This is a genomic window from Chroococcidiopsis sp. CCALA 051 (assembly GCF_003015105.1).
Taxonomy (GTDB): Bacteria; Cyanobacteriota; Cyanobacteriia; order Cyanobacteriales; family Chroococcidiopsidaceae; genus Chroococcidiopsis; species Chroococcidiopsis thermalis.
Map to the genome: position 1 here is coordinate 36,353 of NZ_PYCI01000037.1, position 13,616 is coordinate 49,968.

15 protein-coding genes are annotated in these 13,616 nt (G+C 42.4%); 8 read left to right on the top strand and 7 right to left on the bottom strand.

All coding sequences use genetic code 11. The features are described 5' to 3' along the window. Positions 1 to 27 precede the first annotated feature (27 nt). The 4 genes from C7Y66_RS11460 (at position 28) to C7Y66_RS11475 (ending at position 3,243) form a co-directional block, all read left to right on the top strand. Positions 28 to 849: a tetratricopeptide repeat protein gene (locus C7Y66_RS11460; protein WP_015156875.1), complete on the top strand. Its 822-nt coding sequence runs from the start codon at positions 28 to 30 to the stop codon at positions 847 to 849. A 212-nt stretch (positions 850 to 1,061) separates the two neighbouring features. After that, positions 1,062 to 1,439, top strand: a complete 378-nt coding sequence (locus C7Y66_RS11465; RefSeq protein WP_106545676.1) for a DUF952 domain-containing protein — start codon at positions 1,062 to 1,064, stop codon at positions 1,437 to 1,439. 70 nt (positions 1,440 to 1,509) lie between these two features. After that, the gene (locus C7Y66_RS11470) at positions 1,510 to 2,475 is read left to right on the top strand and encodes a queuosine salvage family protein (RefSeq protein WP_106545677.1); all 966 of its coding nucleotides are present in this window, start codon (positions 1,510 to 1,512) and stop codon (positions 2,473 to 2,475) included. A 504-nt stretch (positions 2,476 to 2,979) separates the two neighbouring features. Beyond that, a complete protein-coding gene (locus C7Y66_RS11475) occupies positions 2,980 to 3,243 on the top strand; it encodes a hypothetical protein (RefSeq protein WP_015156872.1) in 264 nt (87 codons plus the stop codon). Positions 3,244 to 3,270: 27 nt separating this feature from the next. Here C7Y66_RS11475 and C7Y66_RS11480 read toward each other — a convergent pair whose 3' ends face one another. Further along, positions 3,271 to 3,432: a molybdenum-pterin-binding domain-containing protein gene (locus tag C7Y66_RS11480; protein ID WP_071925454.1), complete on the bottom strand. Its 162-nt coding sequence runs from the start codon at positions 3,430 to 3,432 to the stop codon at positions 3,271 to 3,273. Between the two features lie 498 nt (positions 3,433 to 3,930). Here C7Y66_RS11480 and C7Y66_RS11485 point away from each other — a divergent pair, with 498 nt between their 5' ends. Next, positions 3,931 to 4,275 carry a hypothetical protein gene (locus C7Y66_RS11485; RefSeq protein WP_106545678.1) on the top strand — a complete coding sequence of 115 codons (345 nt, stop codon included), beginning with the start codon at positions 3,931 to 3,933 and terminating at the stop codon, positions 4,273 to 4,275. 18 nt (positions 4,276 to 4,293) lie between these two features. Here C7Y66_RS11485 and C7Y66_RS11490 read toward each other — a convergent pair whose 3' ends face one another. The 3 genes from C7Y66_RS11490 to C7Y66_RS11500 all read right to left on the bottom strand — a co-directional run bounded on the left by C7Y66_RS11490 (position 4,294) and on the right by C7Y66_RS11500 (position 7,210). After that, a complete protein-coding gene (locus C7Y66_RS11490; RefSeq protein WP_106545679.1) occupies positions 4,294 to 5,022 on the bottom strand; it encodes a pyridoxine 5'-phosphate synthase in 729 nt (242 codons plus the stop codon). 57 nt (positions 5,023 to 5,079) lie between these two features. Beyond that, complete coding sequence (locus C7Y66_RS11495) at positions 5,080 to 5,619, bottom strand: GNAT family N-acetyltransferase (protein ID WP_106545680.1); 540 nt, start codon at positions 5,617 to 5,619, stop codon at positions 5,080 to 5,082. Positions 5,620 to 5,728: 109 nt separating this feature from the next. Then, the gene (locus C7Y66_RS11500) at positions 5,729 to 7,210 is read right to left on the bottom strand and encodes a PLP-dependent aminotransferase family protein (protein WP_106545681.1); all 1,482 of its coding nucleotides are present in this window, start codon (positions 7,208 to 7,210) and stop codon (positions 5,729 to 5,731) included. Between the two features lie 274 nt (positions 7,211 to 7,484). Between C7Y66_RS11500 and C7Y66_RS11505 the strand changes: the two genes are divergently transcribed. Beyond that, on the top strand, positions 7,485 to 7,739 hold the full coding sequence (locus tag C7Y66_RS11505) for a hypothetical protein (protein ID WP_106545682.1): 255 nt from the start codon (positions 7,485 to 7,487) through the stop codon (positions 7,737 to 7,739). 247 nt (positions 7,740 to 7,986) lie between these two features. Here C7Y66_RS11505 and C7Y66_RS11510 read toward each other — a convergent pair whose 3' ends face one another. Genes C7Y66_RS11510 through C7Y66_RS11520 form a run of 3 tightly spaced genes read right to left on the bottom strand, consistent with a single transcriptional unit; the run spans position 7,987 to position 10,917 of the window. Continuing rightward, the gene (locus C7Y66_RS11510) at positions 7,987 to 9,627 is read right to left on the bottom strand and encodes a CocE/NonD family hydrolase (RefSeq protein WP_106545683.1); all 1,641 of its coding nucleotides are present in this window, start codon (positions 9,625 to 9,627) and stop codon (positions 7,987 to 7,989) included. Beyond that, entirely contained in the window at positions 9,621 to 10,076 is a 456-nt protein-coding gene (locus tag C7Y66_RS11515; protein ID WP_039713097.1) for a cupin domain-containing protein, read from the bottom strand. Before C7Y66_RS11515 ends, C7Y66_RS11510 begins: the two co-directional genes overlap by 7 nt. A gap of 55 nt (positions 10,077 to 10,131) precedes the next feature. Continuing rightward, positions 10,132 to 10,917 carry a cysteine hydrolase family protein gene (locus C7Y66_RS11520; protein WP_106545684.1) on the bottom strand — a complete coding sequence of 262 codons (786 nt, stop codon included), beginning with the start codon at positions 10,915 to 10,917 and terminating at the stop codon, positions 10,132 to 10,134. A 197-nt stretch (positions 10,918 to 11,114) separates the two neighbouring features. Here C7Y66_RS11520 and C7Y66_RS11525 point away from each other — a divergent pair, with 197 nt between their 5' ends. Then, positions 11,115 to 12,512 (top strand): amidohydrolase, encoded by a 1,398-nt coding sequence (locus C7Y66_RS11525; protein WP_106545685.1) that lies wholly within the window; start codon positions 11,115 to 11,117, stop codon positions 12,510 to 12,512. Between the two features lie 260 nt (positions 12,513 to 12,772). After that, positions 12,773 to 13,477 carry a rhomboid family intramembrane serine protease gene (locus C7Y66_RS11530; RefSeq protein WP_106545689.1) on the top strand — a complete coding sequence of 235 codons (705 nt, stop codon included), beginning with the start codon at positions 12,773 to 12,775 and terminating at the stop codon, positions 13,475 to 13,477. The last annotated feature ends 139 nt before the right edge of the window (positions 13,478 to 13,616 follow it).

The window sequence follows — 13,616 nt, forward strand, 5'->3', positions numbered from 1 at the left end:
AACTGATAACTGATAACTGACAACCGTATGGGACGATCGATTGAAGCAAATCAAAATAATTTTGCCACTGAGGTTATCGAGCGATCGCAACAACAACTCGTTTTAGTCGATTTTTTTGCTCAATGGTGCGGTCCTTGTCAGGTTCTCAAACCAATTCTCGAAAAACTTGTAGAAGAATATAACTTTACCCTAGCTAAAGTCGATATCGACAAAAACCCGGAACTAGCGCAGGCGTATCGCGTGGAAGGGGTTCCCGATGTCAAAATTTTTAGCCAAGGACAAATGCAGCCAGGATTTGTCGGCGTGCTACCAGAGGCACAAATTCGGGAATTACTAGCTCAATACGGCTTAAAATCTACTTTAGATACCGAAATAGAAGCAATCCAACTCGATCGCGCTGCTGGTAATATTGAAACAGCCAAGCAACGCTTCCGCGAACTGATCGAACTCTATCCTCAAAATCCCAAATTAGCGATCGCTGCCGCAGAGTTTTTAATTGGAATTGGTAGTTTGGAATCGGCAGAAAAATTGCTGGCAGCAGTCCCTTCTGGTAGTCGAGAATACGATGCTAAAGTACGAACGCTGCGAGAGTTGATGCAATGGCAGCATCAAGCAGCACAGTTGGGACCAGAAACAGATTTAGACCAACAATATTTGCAAGCAGCTCAATTGACTCTTAAGGGGGATTACGAATCAGCACTATCTATTTTATTAGCAATGGTAGAGCGCGATCGCAAGTATCAAAATGATGCCGCTCGCAAAGCGATGATAACGATTTTTGGCTTACTAGGAGACGACCATCCCTTAACTAAGAGCTATCGCAAGCAATTAACTCTTGTTTTGTACTAAAAATTAGTTATCAGTTATCAGTTTATCAATAATCAGTGACTTCTTTTCACACACCGCGCCCCGCTCAGTTTAAACAAATCTCATCTTCTATTAAAAATCACTATAAAACATTACTAAAAAATAAAAAAATGCCAAATATGACTCAACGTAACACTATCATAAATAGTAGGGATTAATATTGCCGATAGTAAATTTAATGTCAGCTCAGGTTCATGTCAGTTCAGGCAGATACGACTGCTCCACAACTTATCTTGCACATCACGCAGCGATCGCAGTGGGAACAAGCACGTAGAGAAGGAATCTATCGAGGTGACACGCTCGATACTGAAGGGTTTATTCACTGCTCTACGCCAGCACAAATTGTTAAAGTAGCCAATAAGTTTTTCTTTCAGCATCAAGAATTAATCGTGCTTTGTATCGATTCTCGGCGCGTGCTAGTTGAGATTAAATATGAAGAATCGGAACCCAAGGAGCAATATCCTCATATTTACGGTTCGCTCAACATAGATGCTGTAATTAAGGTAATCGAGTTTGCACGAGGCGCAAATGGCAAATTTGAATTTCCGCCACAACTTGTGGGATTTACTTGAGGAATGCCGTCCGTGCATCTTGTAATTAATTGGTGTAAGATGCCGATGCTATGAAGTTAGGGGAGTGGAGATGAGTTTAGGTATACTAGATCGAGTCCGTGCAGCCGCGCAAGAAGTCGCTGCTAGGGCAAATTACGTCCGCATTGACGAGTCAAGTATTCCAGCCTATGTTGCTTCTTTGCCCATAGAACAGGCTAGTTCGCCCAAACTCGATCCCCGCTATCATTATCTTGGCGATCCGCGAGAAATAGTCGCTTATATTCTCACGCTCAATGCGATCAACTTTGGTTCTGGCTACTTTCCCCACCTACAAAAACGTCCTCGTCTTTCGGGATACTTTACCATTGCCACCTGTTTGAAAGAGCGGTTTGAAACTCGTGGAGCTTTTAGAGCGCGAGAACTTTGTCGCCTAACGCCGGAAGATTGTGCGAATATTTTCGAGCAAAATCTCACTAAACCACCAATTCGAGAGTTGATGGGGTTATTTGCCTCAGCCTGGAATGAATTAGGACGACATCTACTCGATCGCTATGAAGGAGATTTTGTCGGATTAGTCAATGCGGCTGACTCATCAGCCGAGCGTTTAGTAGAATTGTTGGCAAAAATGCCTCATTTTCAAGATATACAAACATATAACAATGTAGAAGTTCCATTTTACAAACGCGCTCAACTAACTGCTGCCGATTTATCAATTGCACTAGGAAATCAAAGTTTTGGTTTTTTCAACGACTTACCACGATTGACAATTTTTGCTGACAATCTCATTCCTCATGTTTTGCGTGTCGATAATGTTTTACAATACGAGCAAAGTTTGGCTGCAAAAATCGATGCCGAAGAATTAATTGGTGCGGGAACTGAGGAAGAAATTGAGATCCGTGCCTGTACTATTCACGCTGCGGAGTTGATAGTCGCACAGTTGCGCCGCTTAGAGCATAAAGTTTCTGCCTTGAAATTAGACTATTTCCTTTGGAATCGCGGACAGCAACCTGAATACAAATCACGTCCGCGCCACCGAACCCGTACGATATTTTATTAACTCCGTACGATATTTTATTAACTATTGATAGCAATCTCGATCGCGATCGCTAGAGGGTGGGCTGTGATTTGCAAGTTGCTAGCGATCGCCCCTAAGACTGGCTATTTTTCTACTGTCCCTTGCCTCTCGCCTCTTAGCAAAAACGAACAACCGAGCGCAAGATTTAATCTAAAATTCATAAACATGGTCAATTAATCGCTGTTATTTAAAGAACTTGTAAACAATGTTCGTTACTGCTCGAAATCGGGAACACTTATAGCGTATCTTAATGTATCTTGTTCTTAGTAGTGGTTTAACCTATAGTTCAAATTTATCTAAAAGAATAAAACTATGTCGCTAGACAGCTAGCAGAATAATTCTTCTGAACATGGCTAGTGATGTGAGGGACTGATGATGGGGTGTGTGTCTCTAACTAGATCGAGAATTGCCGTCTTTGGAATTCGCCTGTAGGTTAATAGTTATAAGTTCTTGAGTATAAACTCGGAATTGGAGCGCAGCAGCAACATGACACCAATTCAAATAGCCGCGTTAGAGCAGTTTTTGGCTAACAATGGTTTTCTATATGACGATTATGATGAAGAAACTGGTGCGGTTATCTATAGTGTCAGCAGAGGTGACTGGACGATGCAAATAGCTTATGGCGATGAATGTTACTACTGTTTGTATAACGATGTCACCGAGGATGCTGATTGTGCGGAAATTACTCAGCTAGCGGAATTAATGGTGAAGTATGACAGGCTAGCCAAAACTCATTGGCACGCCGCTTAGGAAGTGAAATAGGCGCGTCGCCATAAATCACTCGGTTTGACTGTCCTCAGAATATGTAGGTAGCTTGCGGATCATTGCCCGCAGCAAGTCAGTTTTTGTTCTCTGAGTTTGATGACAATATGTTTCGAGCGCTTGCATTTCTAGCTCCGAAACTTTGAAGGTGATCCACTGCTTTGAATCCTTAGCCACTTGTCCACAGTTGAAGTAACATTAAAACCCACAACGAGCTTCTGTATAGACTAGCACGATATCTTGTGCATTTAACAAATAGTGGTATTGCAAGAGACTGATTCTGTGCAGCAATTGTGAAAAATTAGATGGTAATTTGTACTAATATCAACCAACCTGCCTCGAACGAGAGTCAGGGGTTACGCTGGGCAATCTATGCTTTGGCAGCATACTTAGCATTTGTTGGTCAATTTTATTCGCAATCTAGATCTTATTAGGCTGGCTCCTCGCTCCTGGTGCGTCTGTAAGAATTTAAACGAAGTATTATTTAACACAGTGAAAAAAAGCTTTGATAACGATCGGAATTCGCTCTAAAGCTGTATGTAAATTTCTGTGGCTAGATAGATTAACTTGTCCGTCAGCGAACAAACAATAGTATTAGGTTTATGGTTTAGTAGTTTTAGCAAAGAGTATTAACAAGTTGAACGGACAAAATCTGGTCAAGTCATGGGGTGCGCTATGCCAGAAGATAGAGACTTAACAAAAATTAAGGCAATTGGAGAAGTCATTCAGAAGAATTTAGCGATCGTACAGCAAGTGTTGGGAATTGAGGAAATAAATGATAGTTATTTGAGTGAATTAGAAATTGAATCAGAAGTATTTGCCAAGGAAACTCTTAGTAACTTCCCCACCAGGAGAATAACTGTATCAGAACTGGCAGAAGAAAAATGCCACTTGTTAGCTATGAAAGAGGCAAATCGAGCTAGATTTTTGGAAAATCAAGCTATGTTTGCAGAAAGCGTGACCAAGTTTAATACCTCGAAAGATAGATTTGTTCAACGACAAAAAGTCAGACATCGGTAAAACCGATGTCTGACTTTTTCAAATTTTTGACTCTGGCAGCACTTTCAGATATTCTTTTACTGCTGTTGATAGTCCCATGTCTAATGCATCTGCTATCAGAGCATGACCGATTGAGACTTCAAGTATATTGGGAATTGAGCAGAATTTTGCCAAGTTTTGTAGGTTCAAATCGTGTCCGGCATTGACACCTAAACCGATCGCTTGAGCTTGTTTAGCGGCAGCAGCATATTGTTGAAAAACTGATTCTACATTACCATGACGAAAAGCTGTAGCATAAGGTTCTGTATATAATTCAATGCGATCGCTACCAATCTTTTTAGCAATTTGAATTTGATTTGGATCGATATCCATAAACAAACTGACGCGAATTCCTAAAGATTTTAATTCGTTGATAATTGGTATCAGCTTTTCCCCATCTCGAACCAAATCCCAACCGCAATCTGAAGTGAATGTATTTGGTGCATCTGGAACCAGAGTGCATTGAGTTGGGTTTACTTGACGCACTATCTCCATAAATGGAGGTTGAAAAGGATTCCCTTCAATGTTGAACTCAACTGATAACATCTCTGCTAACTCATAAACATCTGAAGGTTTGATATGTCGTTCGTCGGGACGAGGATGAACGGTAATTCCACTTGCGCCTGCGTCGATGCAAATTTGTGCAGCGCGAGTAACGCTTGGAATGCCAATATTTCGAGTATTTCTCAACAAAGCAACTTTATTAAGATTTACACTAAGGTTGGTCATAAAGTTAGACTTTTTTATTTTTAGGATCGTTTCATACAAGCAACTCGATCGTAAAAGTTAATTGTTTAAGTTCAACCAATAAAACGTTGTATCACCAGTCATCCTGGGAAAACCAGGAGGTAAAACTAATTGATGTATTCTGATAAACCCATTTTTTTCGTAAAATTTATGCGCCGCTTGAAATACATCAACTGTTCCTAAGTATATATCGCTAATATTTCTAGTTCGCGCCCAATTTAGGAGCGAATTTAATAGATGTTGACCTAAACCTATTTCCTTACCGCGATACTTAGAATCGACAAACATTTTTCTCAAAGCTAGCTGACTATTACCTATATCGATAGCGGCGATCGTACCGATAACTTTTTCTCGATCTAAAGCAATCCAAAAATTACCATTACCTTGTTGATAGAAACTCGTAATATCTAATAAGTCACGTTGATCTTTAAGAGTAATTGGTAAACCAAATTCTTGTTGTTGAATGTTTAAAATGAGCTTGATAATTGCTGCTTGATACTGAGACTGGTAGGTAATAATTTGAATATTCTGAATATTTGATAATTCGTCTGAGAAATTAGGTGAAGTAGATTCTAACATTGAGCTAATAATCTCATTCTAATTCTACAACAGCTTGATAGTACGTTTTATTTGTCCTGCTGACGATTTTTAGTAAGGTGGGGATTGCCCATCCTACATTTGATTTTGACTAAACGTACTTCTGCAAGATTTCTCCTAAAATGGCGATCCCTTGCTCGATTTGTTCTGGTAAAAGGGTAAAATTCAAACGCAAAGCAGGATAGCTTTGCTGTCCGCCTGGGAAAAATGGCGTTCCTTCGGCAACGAATACACCTCTAGCTAACGCTTTTTGACAAATTTCTGCTAGTGGTAAGTGGGCAGGCATTTGCACCCACAAGAAGGTTCCACCTTTGGGGATCGTCCAATAAGTAGCAGGAGGATAATGACGCTGCATGGCGCTTAGCATGGCGTTACGACTTTGGAGATGGACGGCTTGCAAATGTGCCAAATGGTGGCGATAATGTCCAGATGCTAAATACTCGCTGACGATAGCCTGTGAAACTGTAGATACGTGGATATCGTAGTGCAATTTACGCTCTACTAAGGGCTGATAATCTTCTCCAGTTACAACGAGATAGCCAACGCGAATACCTGGCATGATAGTTTTAGAAAATGTGCCAGCATAGATGACGCGATCGGTTGTATCTAGTGCTTTAATTGGCACTGGTACGGGTTCAAAATTCAATCCTTCATAAGCATTATCTTCAAGTACAATGCAGTCATATTTTTCTGCTAATGCCAACAATTGGCGACGATGATCTAAGGAAGTGGTAAGACCTGTAGGATTGTGTAAAGTGCTAACGGTAAAAATCAGCTTGGGACGGTAAGTATAAAGATTTTTTTCCAACAACTCCAAATTTATACCTTCGGGTGTCATTGGTATACCAATGACCCTTGCACCCATGTTGTACAGCAGGGATAGCATACCGTACCAGGTGGGGCTTTCAACCAACACCCAATCACCAGGTTTGACATAGTGATGTACGGCTAACAATATTCCTTGTTTGGAACCGTTAGTAATAATTAAATTGTCTGCCGTAACATTTAAACCGTGCTGCTGTACCAATAGCCGCGCAATTTGTTGCCGTAGTACGAACTGTCCTTGAGGTAAGTCGTAGTTAAATAAACTACCCGATATTTGCTTCACAGCGCGTCGGGCAACACGCGGTAAATCGTCCAATCCAGAAGCTAAAGAAAAACCGCTACTAAGATCGATCGTCCCTGGTTGCTGACGGGCTTGCACCGATTTCATGTAGAGATTGAAAGACGAACCGCCCTGGAATTCTTCAATTCGTGGTGGTAGGGGGGGTTGTTCTAGAACAATCGTGTCTTGGGGTGGCGCAAATTGGTGCTTTGACTCGACGCGATCGATTTTTGCCGGACAGACAAAGTAGCCAGATCCTTGACGGGCTTCTACCAGTCCTTCTGCTGCCAAGACATTGTAAGCCTCGATGACGGTAAGCTTATTTACCCGCGTACTAGCAGACAAGGTGCGAATGGAAGGAAGCTTATCCCCCGATCGCAATGCACCAGTTTCAATCAAATGACGGATGCGATCGCAGATCTGAAGATAAACAGCCGTAGATGAGTGTCTTTCAATAGGAATTCTCACAATGCAATCCTTTTTAAAGATGAGAATTCAGCCTGTTTGAATATGATAAATGATTCATCTGAATCTGTGATGGTACACTTTGACTTTATTTACCTAGAACAGTTTTAGATCGAGTCAACTGTTCTATTAAAAATATCTGAATCCGTACCTTATCGAATTTATGAGCTGAGTATAAAACTAGATATAAGCAAGTTAAAAGTTAAAAGGCAAAAGGCAAAAAATAGAAGATTGCCTGTGAAATTGGCTGCAAATAGATACAATTACAAGGTTTACTATGATGAAAACCCCGGCTTTACCTACGCGAAAAACTAAAATATCTTTGTTGCTCTCTGAAAGTTTTAAGGCAGTTATTGAAAAATTAATTCAGGCTTTAACTCGCAGTCATGAATTACAAGTTTGGCGCAAAAAAGACCGTAATGGTAACGCTTACTGGCAAGCATTCGATCCAAAAACCCGTAAATCTACTAGTCTCAGTTCCGAGGCAGAAATGCGAATTTGGATCGAGCAACGCTACTACCACTCTGACTAAACGAAACATGGAACTCATCATTACTTACTCAATTGTCCACATCTGTTTAGTAGCAGCATCATGGCTATCAACCAATGCAAAAAATCGCCCCATCTCTCCCCCAACCCGCTACCTTGGGAGTACGGATATTGAACCAGAAGTAACAATAGAAATGCAAAAAACACGACTTTGGTTTTAACAACCTTGCATCACAACCAAAATACCTTTTGCGCCCTGACTTTGCGTCTTTGCGTCTTGGCGTGACATTTCAACCAAGATCCACAACTGGCAACAACAACCTAGAAGCGCGATCGCCACCACACTCAACCCTCAAAGTCACAACTTGAGCATCCATCAACCGCGTGCTACCCAAAGGCGAACCCGTACCAGGATTCATCGGATAAGCCGGAAAACAAGCCGCACTCAAACTCAACCGCAAAGCATTCCCCTTTCTAATACACACACATGTCGCTTGCAGAGACATTTTTAAAGGTCGATCTTGCCCTGACGGAACGTGAATGTAACCCTGAGTCAGGTTATAGACACTCCCATTCGGGTGTACCTCAGAAACCACCGCACACAAGTCATGACTGGGCGTATCGGCACTGCACCAAATCTCTGCCATCACTTCCCCCGCCAAATGCAAATCTGTCACTAAGGGTGCAGTAGTATAAGTCAAAACGTCGGTACGACAGTCAATTTGCGATCGCTCAAACGATCCTGCGGGTACGACTGCATGACCTCCCAACGCTGGCACGGGTCGCCAAGGGTCGTGAACGAAGACATCTGAAGCATAGGATTCGGGACAAGATTCGCTTAGCATCCCTGAGTCTTCCCGAATACTTGCCAATCCAGTGCTTGACAAAAAATACGATTTCTGGTTTGATTTGCTTATTATGGGTAAAGTGTGCCACATATTAGCTCCCATCTCAAACCAACGAATTGGTGACTCTGCTTCTAAGCCTGTATCCAAACCCTTTAAAAACAGATCGAACCAACGAACTTGCATCTCATCTACGGGACTGACAGCTTCCAGCCCGTAATCAACTGCACCGACTTTGCGCGACCAAGGTAAATGCGCCCAAGGTCCCACGAGCAATTGCTGACGATATTGACTCCGTTCTGCCATATCTTTGTACAAACGCAGCGTCCCGCGCAGGTAAGTATCAAACCAGCCGCCAATATGAAACATCGGTAGATCGACATGTTGCAAGTAGCACTGAGGCGAAATTTCCTGCCAGTAGTCATCATCTTGAGAATGTTCCAACCACTCGTGATAAAAGGCATTAGGCGCGAATTTACGCAGGCACTCGTTTAAGCTAGGAACGCGATCGTAGACAGATATATCTTGAGCCGCAGCGTAGAGAGTGTAATGTGCCGCAACATCACCCTGTATCCTGGCGGATTCGGCAGCGAGTTGAATTGCCCAGCCCAAATTCGTTTGCAAGCAAAAAGCCCCACCCTCGTATACCCAGTCGCTGTAAAGGTTATAGGCAACCATCGCCGGGCAAATTGTTTTTAAAGCAGGAGGCTTGGCAGCAGCAGCATACAACTGCGTCATTCCCTGATAAGAAAAGCCGTACATCCCAACTTTGCCATTACTACCAGGTAAATTTGCTGCCCAATTTACCGTATCTTCACCATCTTCAATTTCATGGACAAATAACTTAAATTCTCCCTCTGATGTGCCTCGCCCTCGCACGTCTTGGATTACGACAATATATCCACGGGCAGCATACCAAGTTGGATGGGCATAGACTACAGTAGACGCGATCGCCCTACCATAGGGTTGACGCATTAATAATATGGGAAATTCACCCTCAGCATCAGGATAGTAGACATCTGCATCCAACCGCACGCGATTGCGCGTCAGCATCGAAACAGTTTTTTTCGGGCGCACTGCTAACATAAAACTGGTGCAGGTAAGCGACGCAACACGGAAATATCCTCCTCATCCAGCTCTACAGGCGTACCGCTACGGATTAGTTCGGCAAAGTCTTCGTTTGGAACCATGATACACAGGGCATACAACCGAGTCGAACCAGTATTTTCTATGATATGAGTTCCCGTAGCAGGGACTAAAATGCTATCTCCGGCTTGGATAGAAACCGTTTTCCCATCACACATTGCTCGTCCTTCGCCTTTGAGGATAAAAAACATTTCTACTGCCCGTCGGTGTCGATTAGGAGGAGTCTTACCATCCACATCAAAAATTTCTACACACATCGTCAGTGACTTGTTAGCAGTTGCCGTGTCAAAGACAAGCGCCAATCTGTTGGTATCTTGAGGGCTAATCCGAAAGGCTTGGTAGTCTTGGGGAGACTTAACAACGGGAATTACACAACGATTTGTATTCATACGTGGTAATTGGTAGTTGGTAATAGGCAAGAGGCGAGACGTAACTGATAACTGGTCACTGGTCACTAGTCACTGTATCTTCAATTGCTTCCACGATAGCTTGGGAATCGGTGACAAAACCAAAGCATTGCTTAACGTTGTATAAAGTTGCTAGCCAGCAATATTCTGGGGATGTGGTAGCGGTACAGTCTTCGACTAACACGCAGTCGTAGCCTAAAAAATTAGCATCTTGTAATGTTGCCATGACGCATTGATCGACATTTACGCCTGCAAAAAATAGCGTCGTTCTGCCCAAATTACGCAAAATACTATCTAAGGGAGTATCCCAAAAACCACTCATGCGGTACTTATCGACGCGGATATCTTGAGGAAGTTGTTCTAACTCATCTACTACCGCCGCCGCCCAACTTCCAGCCGTTAGTACCTTAGCACCGTTGGTAGGGAGAGGGTCGCCTAACCCGACTCCCGTACCTGTGGGGTTGTAAACGTGGCGCGAACCAGCACTAATATTAACTAAATCGGCACGATTGCCCCAGTTGATCCAGAGGACAGGGACATCAATTTGCCGCAAAACTGGCAGTAAAGATTTTAGCGGTGAAATCGGGCTGCGGGCGGGAGTCACATCCACGCCAATATGTGCCAGCCAGCCATCGGGATGACAGAAATCATTTTGCATATCTATAACTAGAATGGCAGACTTTGCCAAGTCGAGGCGTAGAGTTTTGGTTTGAGTTAGTAGGGTAATAATTTTTGTGTCTAGAGGCGGACGAGTGATATCTGCGATCGCTTCATTGACTGCCCAGGCGTTGGGTGGTATTCCTAGAGTTGTTAGGTGGTTCATATTAGAGGGGGAGTTGGGAGTCGGGAGTCGGCGTGCATAAATGTTTGTCCAGATGCGGTTCGATCGATGCATCGCACGCCTCTATATGCAAGATTATTATTCAGTGACTTTGTACTCTGAGTAGAAATCTTTTTTACAGAATTGGTGTCACACTAAATCACAAGATTTTATATTTGTTGATATTTAAGGATAAGTTTGTGAGTTATACGATTCAACAAGCCTTAATTCCGGTTGAAGACGGTTACACAACAGTAGACGTGCAGATAGAAAACGATCGCATTGCTGCTATTGCTCCCCAATTACCTATAAACGGCACGGCGATTGATGGTAAAAATAAGTTACTCCTACCTGGTTTTTTTAACGCTCACACGCATTCTTCTGAAATGTGGCAACGGGGGATGATTCCTCCCGTACCTTTAGAGTTGTGGCTTGCCGAACTGTACGATTTTGCCCCCCTCGATCCCGAACAAGTCTATCTCAGTGCTTTGGGTACGGCGGTAGAAACCCTGCTTTCAGGAGGGACTAGCGTTGTCGATCACTTAGTTTTGATCCCAGGAAAGGAAATTGAAACTGTAGCAGCGGCGGTGAGGGCGTATCGTGAAATTGGCATTCGGGCTTTCGTTGCGCCCCTAATTCAAGATGAAGCTTTGACTGCGGGAATACCAACTGGAGGGAAGGAAGTAGAAAAAGAAGCTTTCTTTCGTTCTACAAATGAGATATTGGCAATGATGAAGGACGTTGTGACTCAATTCCACCGCCCAGAGGAAGGAATTAATCTACTCGTCGCCCCTACAGGAATTCAACTATGTTCTGATGCTTTATTTACAGGGTGTATTGAATTGAGCGATCGCTACAATCTCTGTCGTCATTCTCACTTACTCGAAACCAAAGCCCAGCAAAAATTAGCACGAGAAAAGTACGATTGCAGTGCTGTAGAACACTTAAAACAAATTGGCTATTTGAGCGATCGCACTTCTTTAGCCCATTGTGTATGGTTGGATGACGACGACATTGCTATCCTTGCCGAAACGAAATCAACTGTAGTTCACAATCCCTTAAGTAACCTACGTTTAGGTAGCGGGATCGCCCCTATTTTAAAATACCGTCAAGCAGGAATAAACGTGAGTTTTGGTTGCGATGGTTCTGCAAGTAATGATTCGCAAGATTTGTTAGAAGCAATCAAAATTGGTTCAATTCTACACACCGTTACCGAGCCAGATTATCGTCACTGGATTACACCCCGTCAAGCAGTAGAAATGGCATCTTGCGGCGGGGCGAAAGGACTAAATGTTTCAGATACAATAGGAACCTTAACAGTAGGAAAAAAAGCCGATCTAGTAGTTTATAATTTGACTAATTTATCGCTCCTACCTCGTACCGATCCGATTGGTTTACTAATATTAGGTCGTCCAACTCAGGTTGTCGATCGTGTCTGGGTAAATGGCAAACAAATTGTGAGTGGTGGGAAGTTAACAACTATTGATATTGACGAACTACGACAAAAACTATTTCATCGCAGCCAATGGAGTAGCCAGCGCCAATCTAAAACTGTGACAGATATTGAGGTTCGCTATCGTGCGGTGATGAGATTATAAGTTAAAAACGAGAAAGAAAAAAATTCCATTAAATCATATTCTTCGATCGACCTGCGCGATCGCTCTCATTCTCTTCAACTCGAACAAATTTACCTAACTTTTCTGTCATTTCTCCATGTCACTGTGAGCGCAGTGCGTGTTTCTCTACTTCGGCAATGTGTGCTGACGATACCTTTTTCCTATTCTAGTATTTACGTCTATTCTGCCCTCTGTCTGCCCAATCGATGTCTGACAAAAGAATGAGTTTTTCTCCAACTCCTATGATTCCAATTAGCAATCGCATTCCTAGCGGTAGGCAACCAGTTGTTGTCTATTTAATAATAGGTATAAATATTGTTTTATTTATCTGGGAATGGAAACTCGATGTTACAGGAGAACTAAGCCATATCATTCATAGTTGGGGAGTGACTCCAACAAAAATATTTTATGTCACGACAGCAGCTTTTACTACCTTGAATCCTGCTGCTTGGATAGCTTGGCTTTTACTTCAGTTGTCCCTAGTTCAAGGACTATTCTTGCATAGTAGTTTCAGCCATTTAATCGGTAATTCACTATTTTTATTAGTATTTGGCAAAACTTTAGAGAACTTATTAGGACATCTCAAGTTTTTATATTTTTATTTACTATGTGGCGTTTTAACCTTTGGATTGCAGATTTTAGTTGAGCCTACACTCAACTTACCTTTAATTGGCTCGAATGGTGCGACCGTTGGAGTTTTAGGAGCTTATCTCTACAAGTTTCCTAAAACTAAAATTGATACTATATTACCCTTACTAATTATATTTATTCCCCTGGAAATACCAGCATCCTTTTATTTGTATTGGTGGTTTATTCAACAGCTATTTTATGGTTGTGGTAATTTAAGCATTCATAGCAGTATAAATCCTTCTAATCTTAGCTATTGGATGCATGGGATTGGATTGATTATTGGTATAGTTTTGATGCGCTCTCTAAAATATAAGTAGTTATAAAAAATATCTATAGATAAATAGCAAAAGCCCCTCTATTCCTAGAGAGGCTTTTCTCGAAAAATCGACCTGGCGCGGAGCTATTGTCCCGTGGGGCGACCCCCAGAGTATCGTCGCCGCAGTCGCGTTTCACACC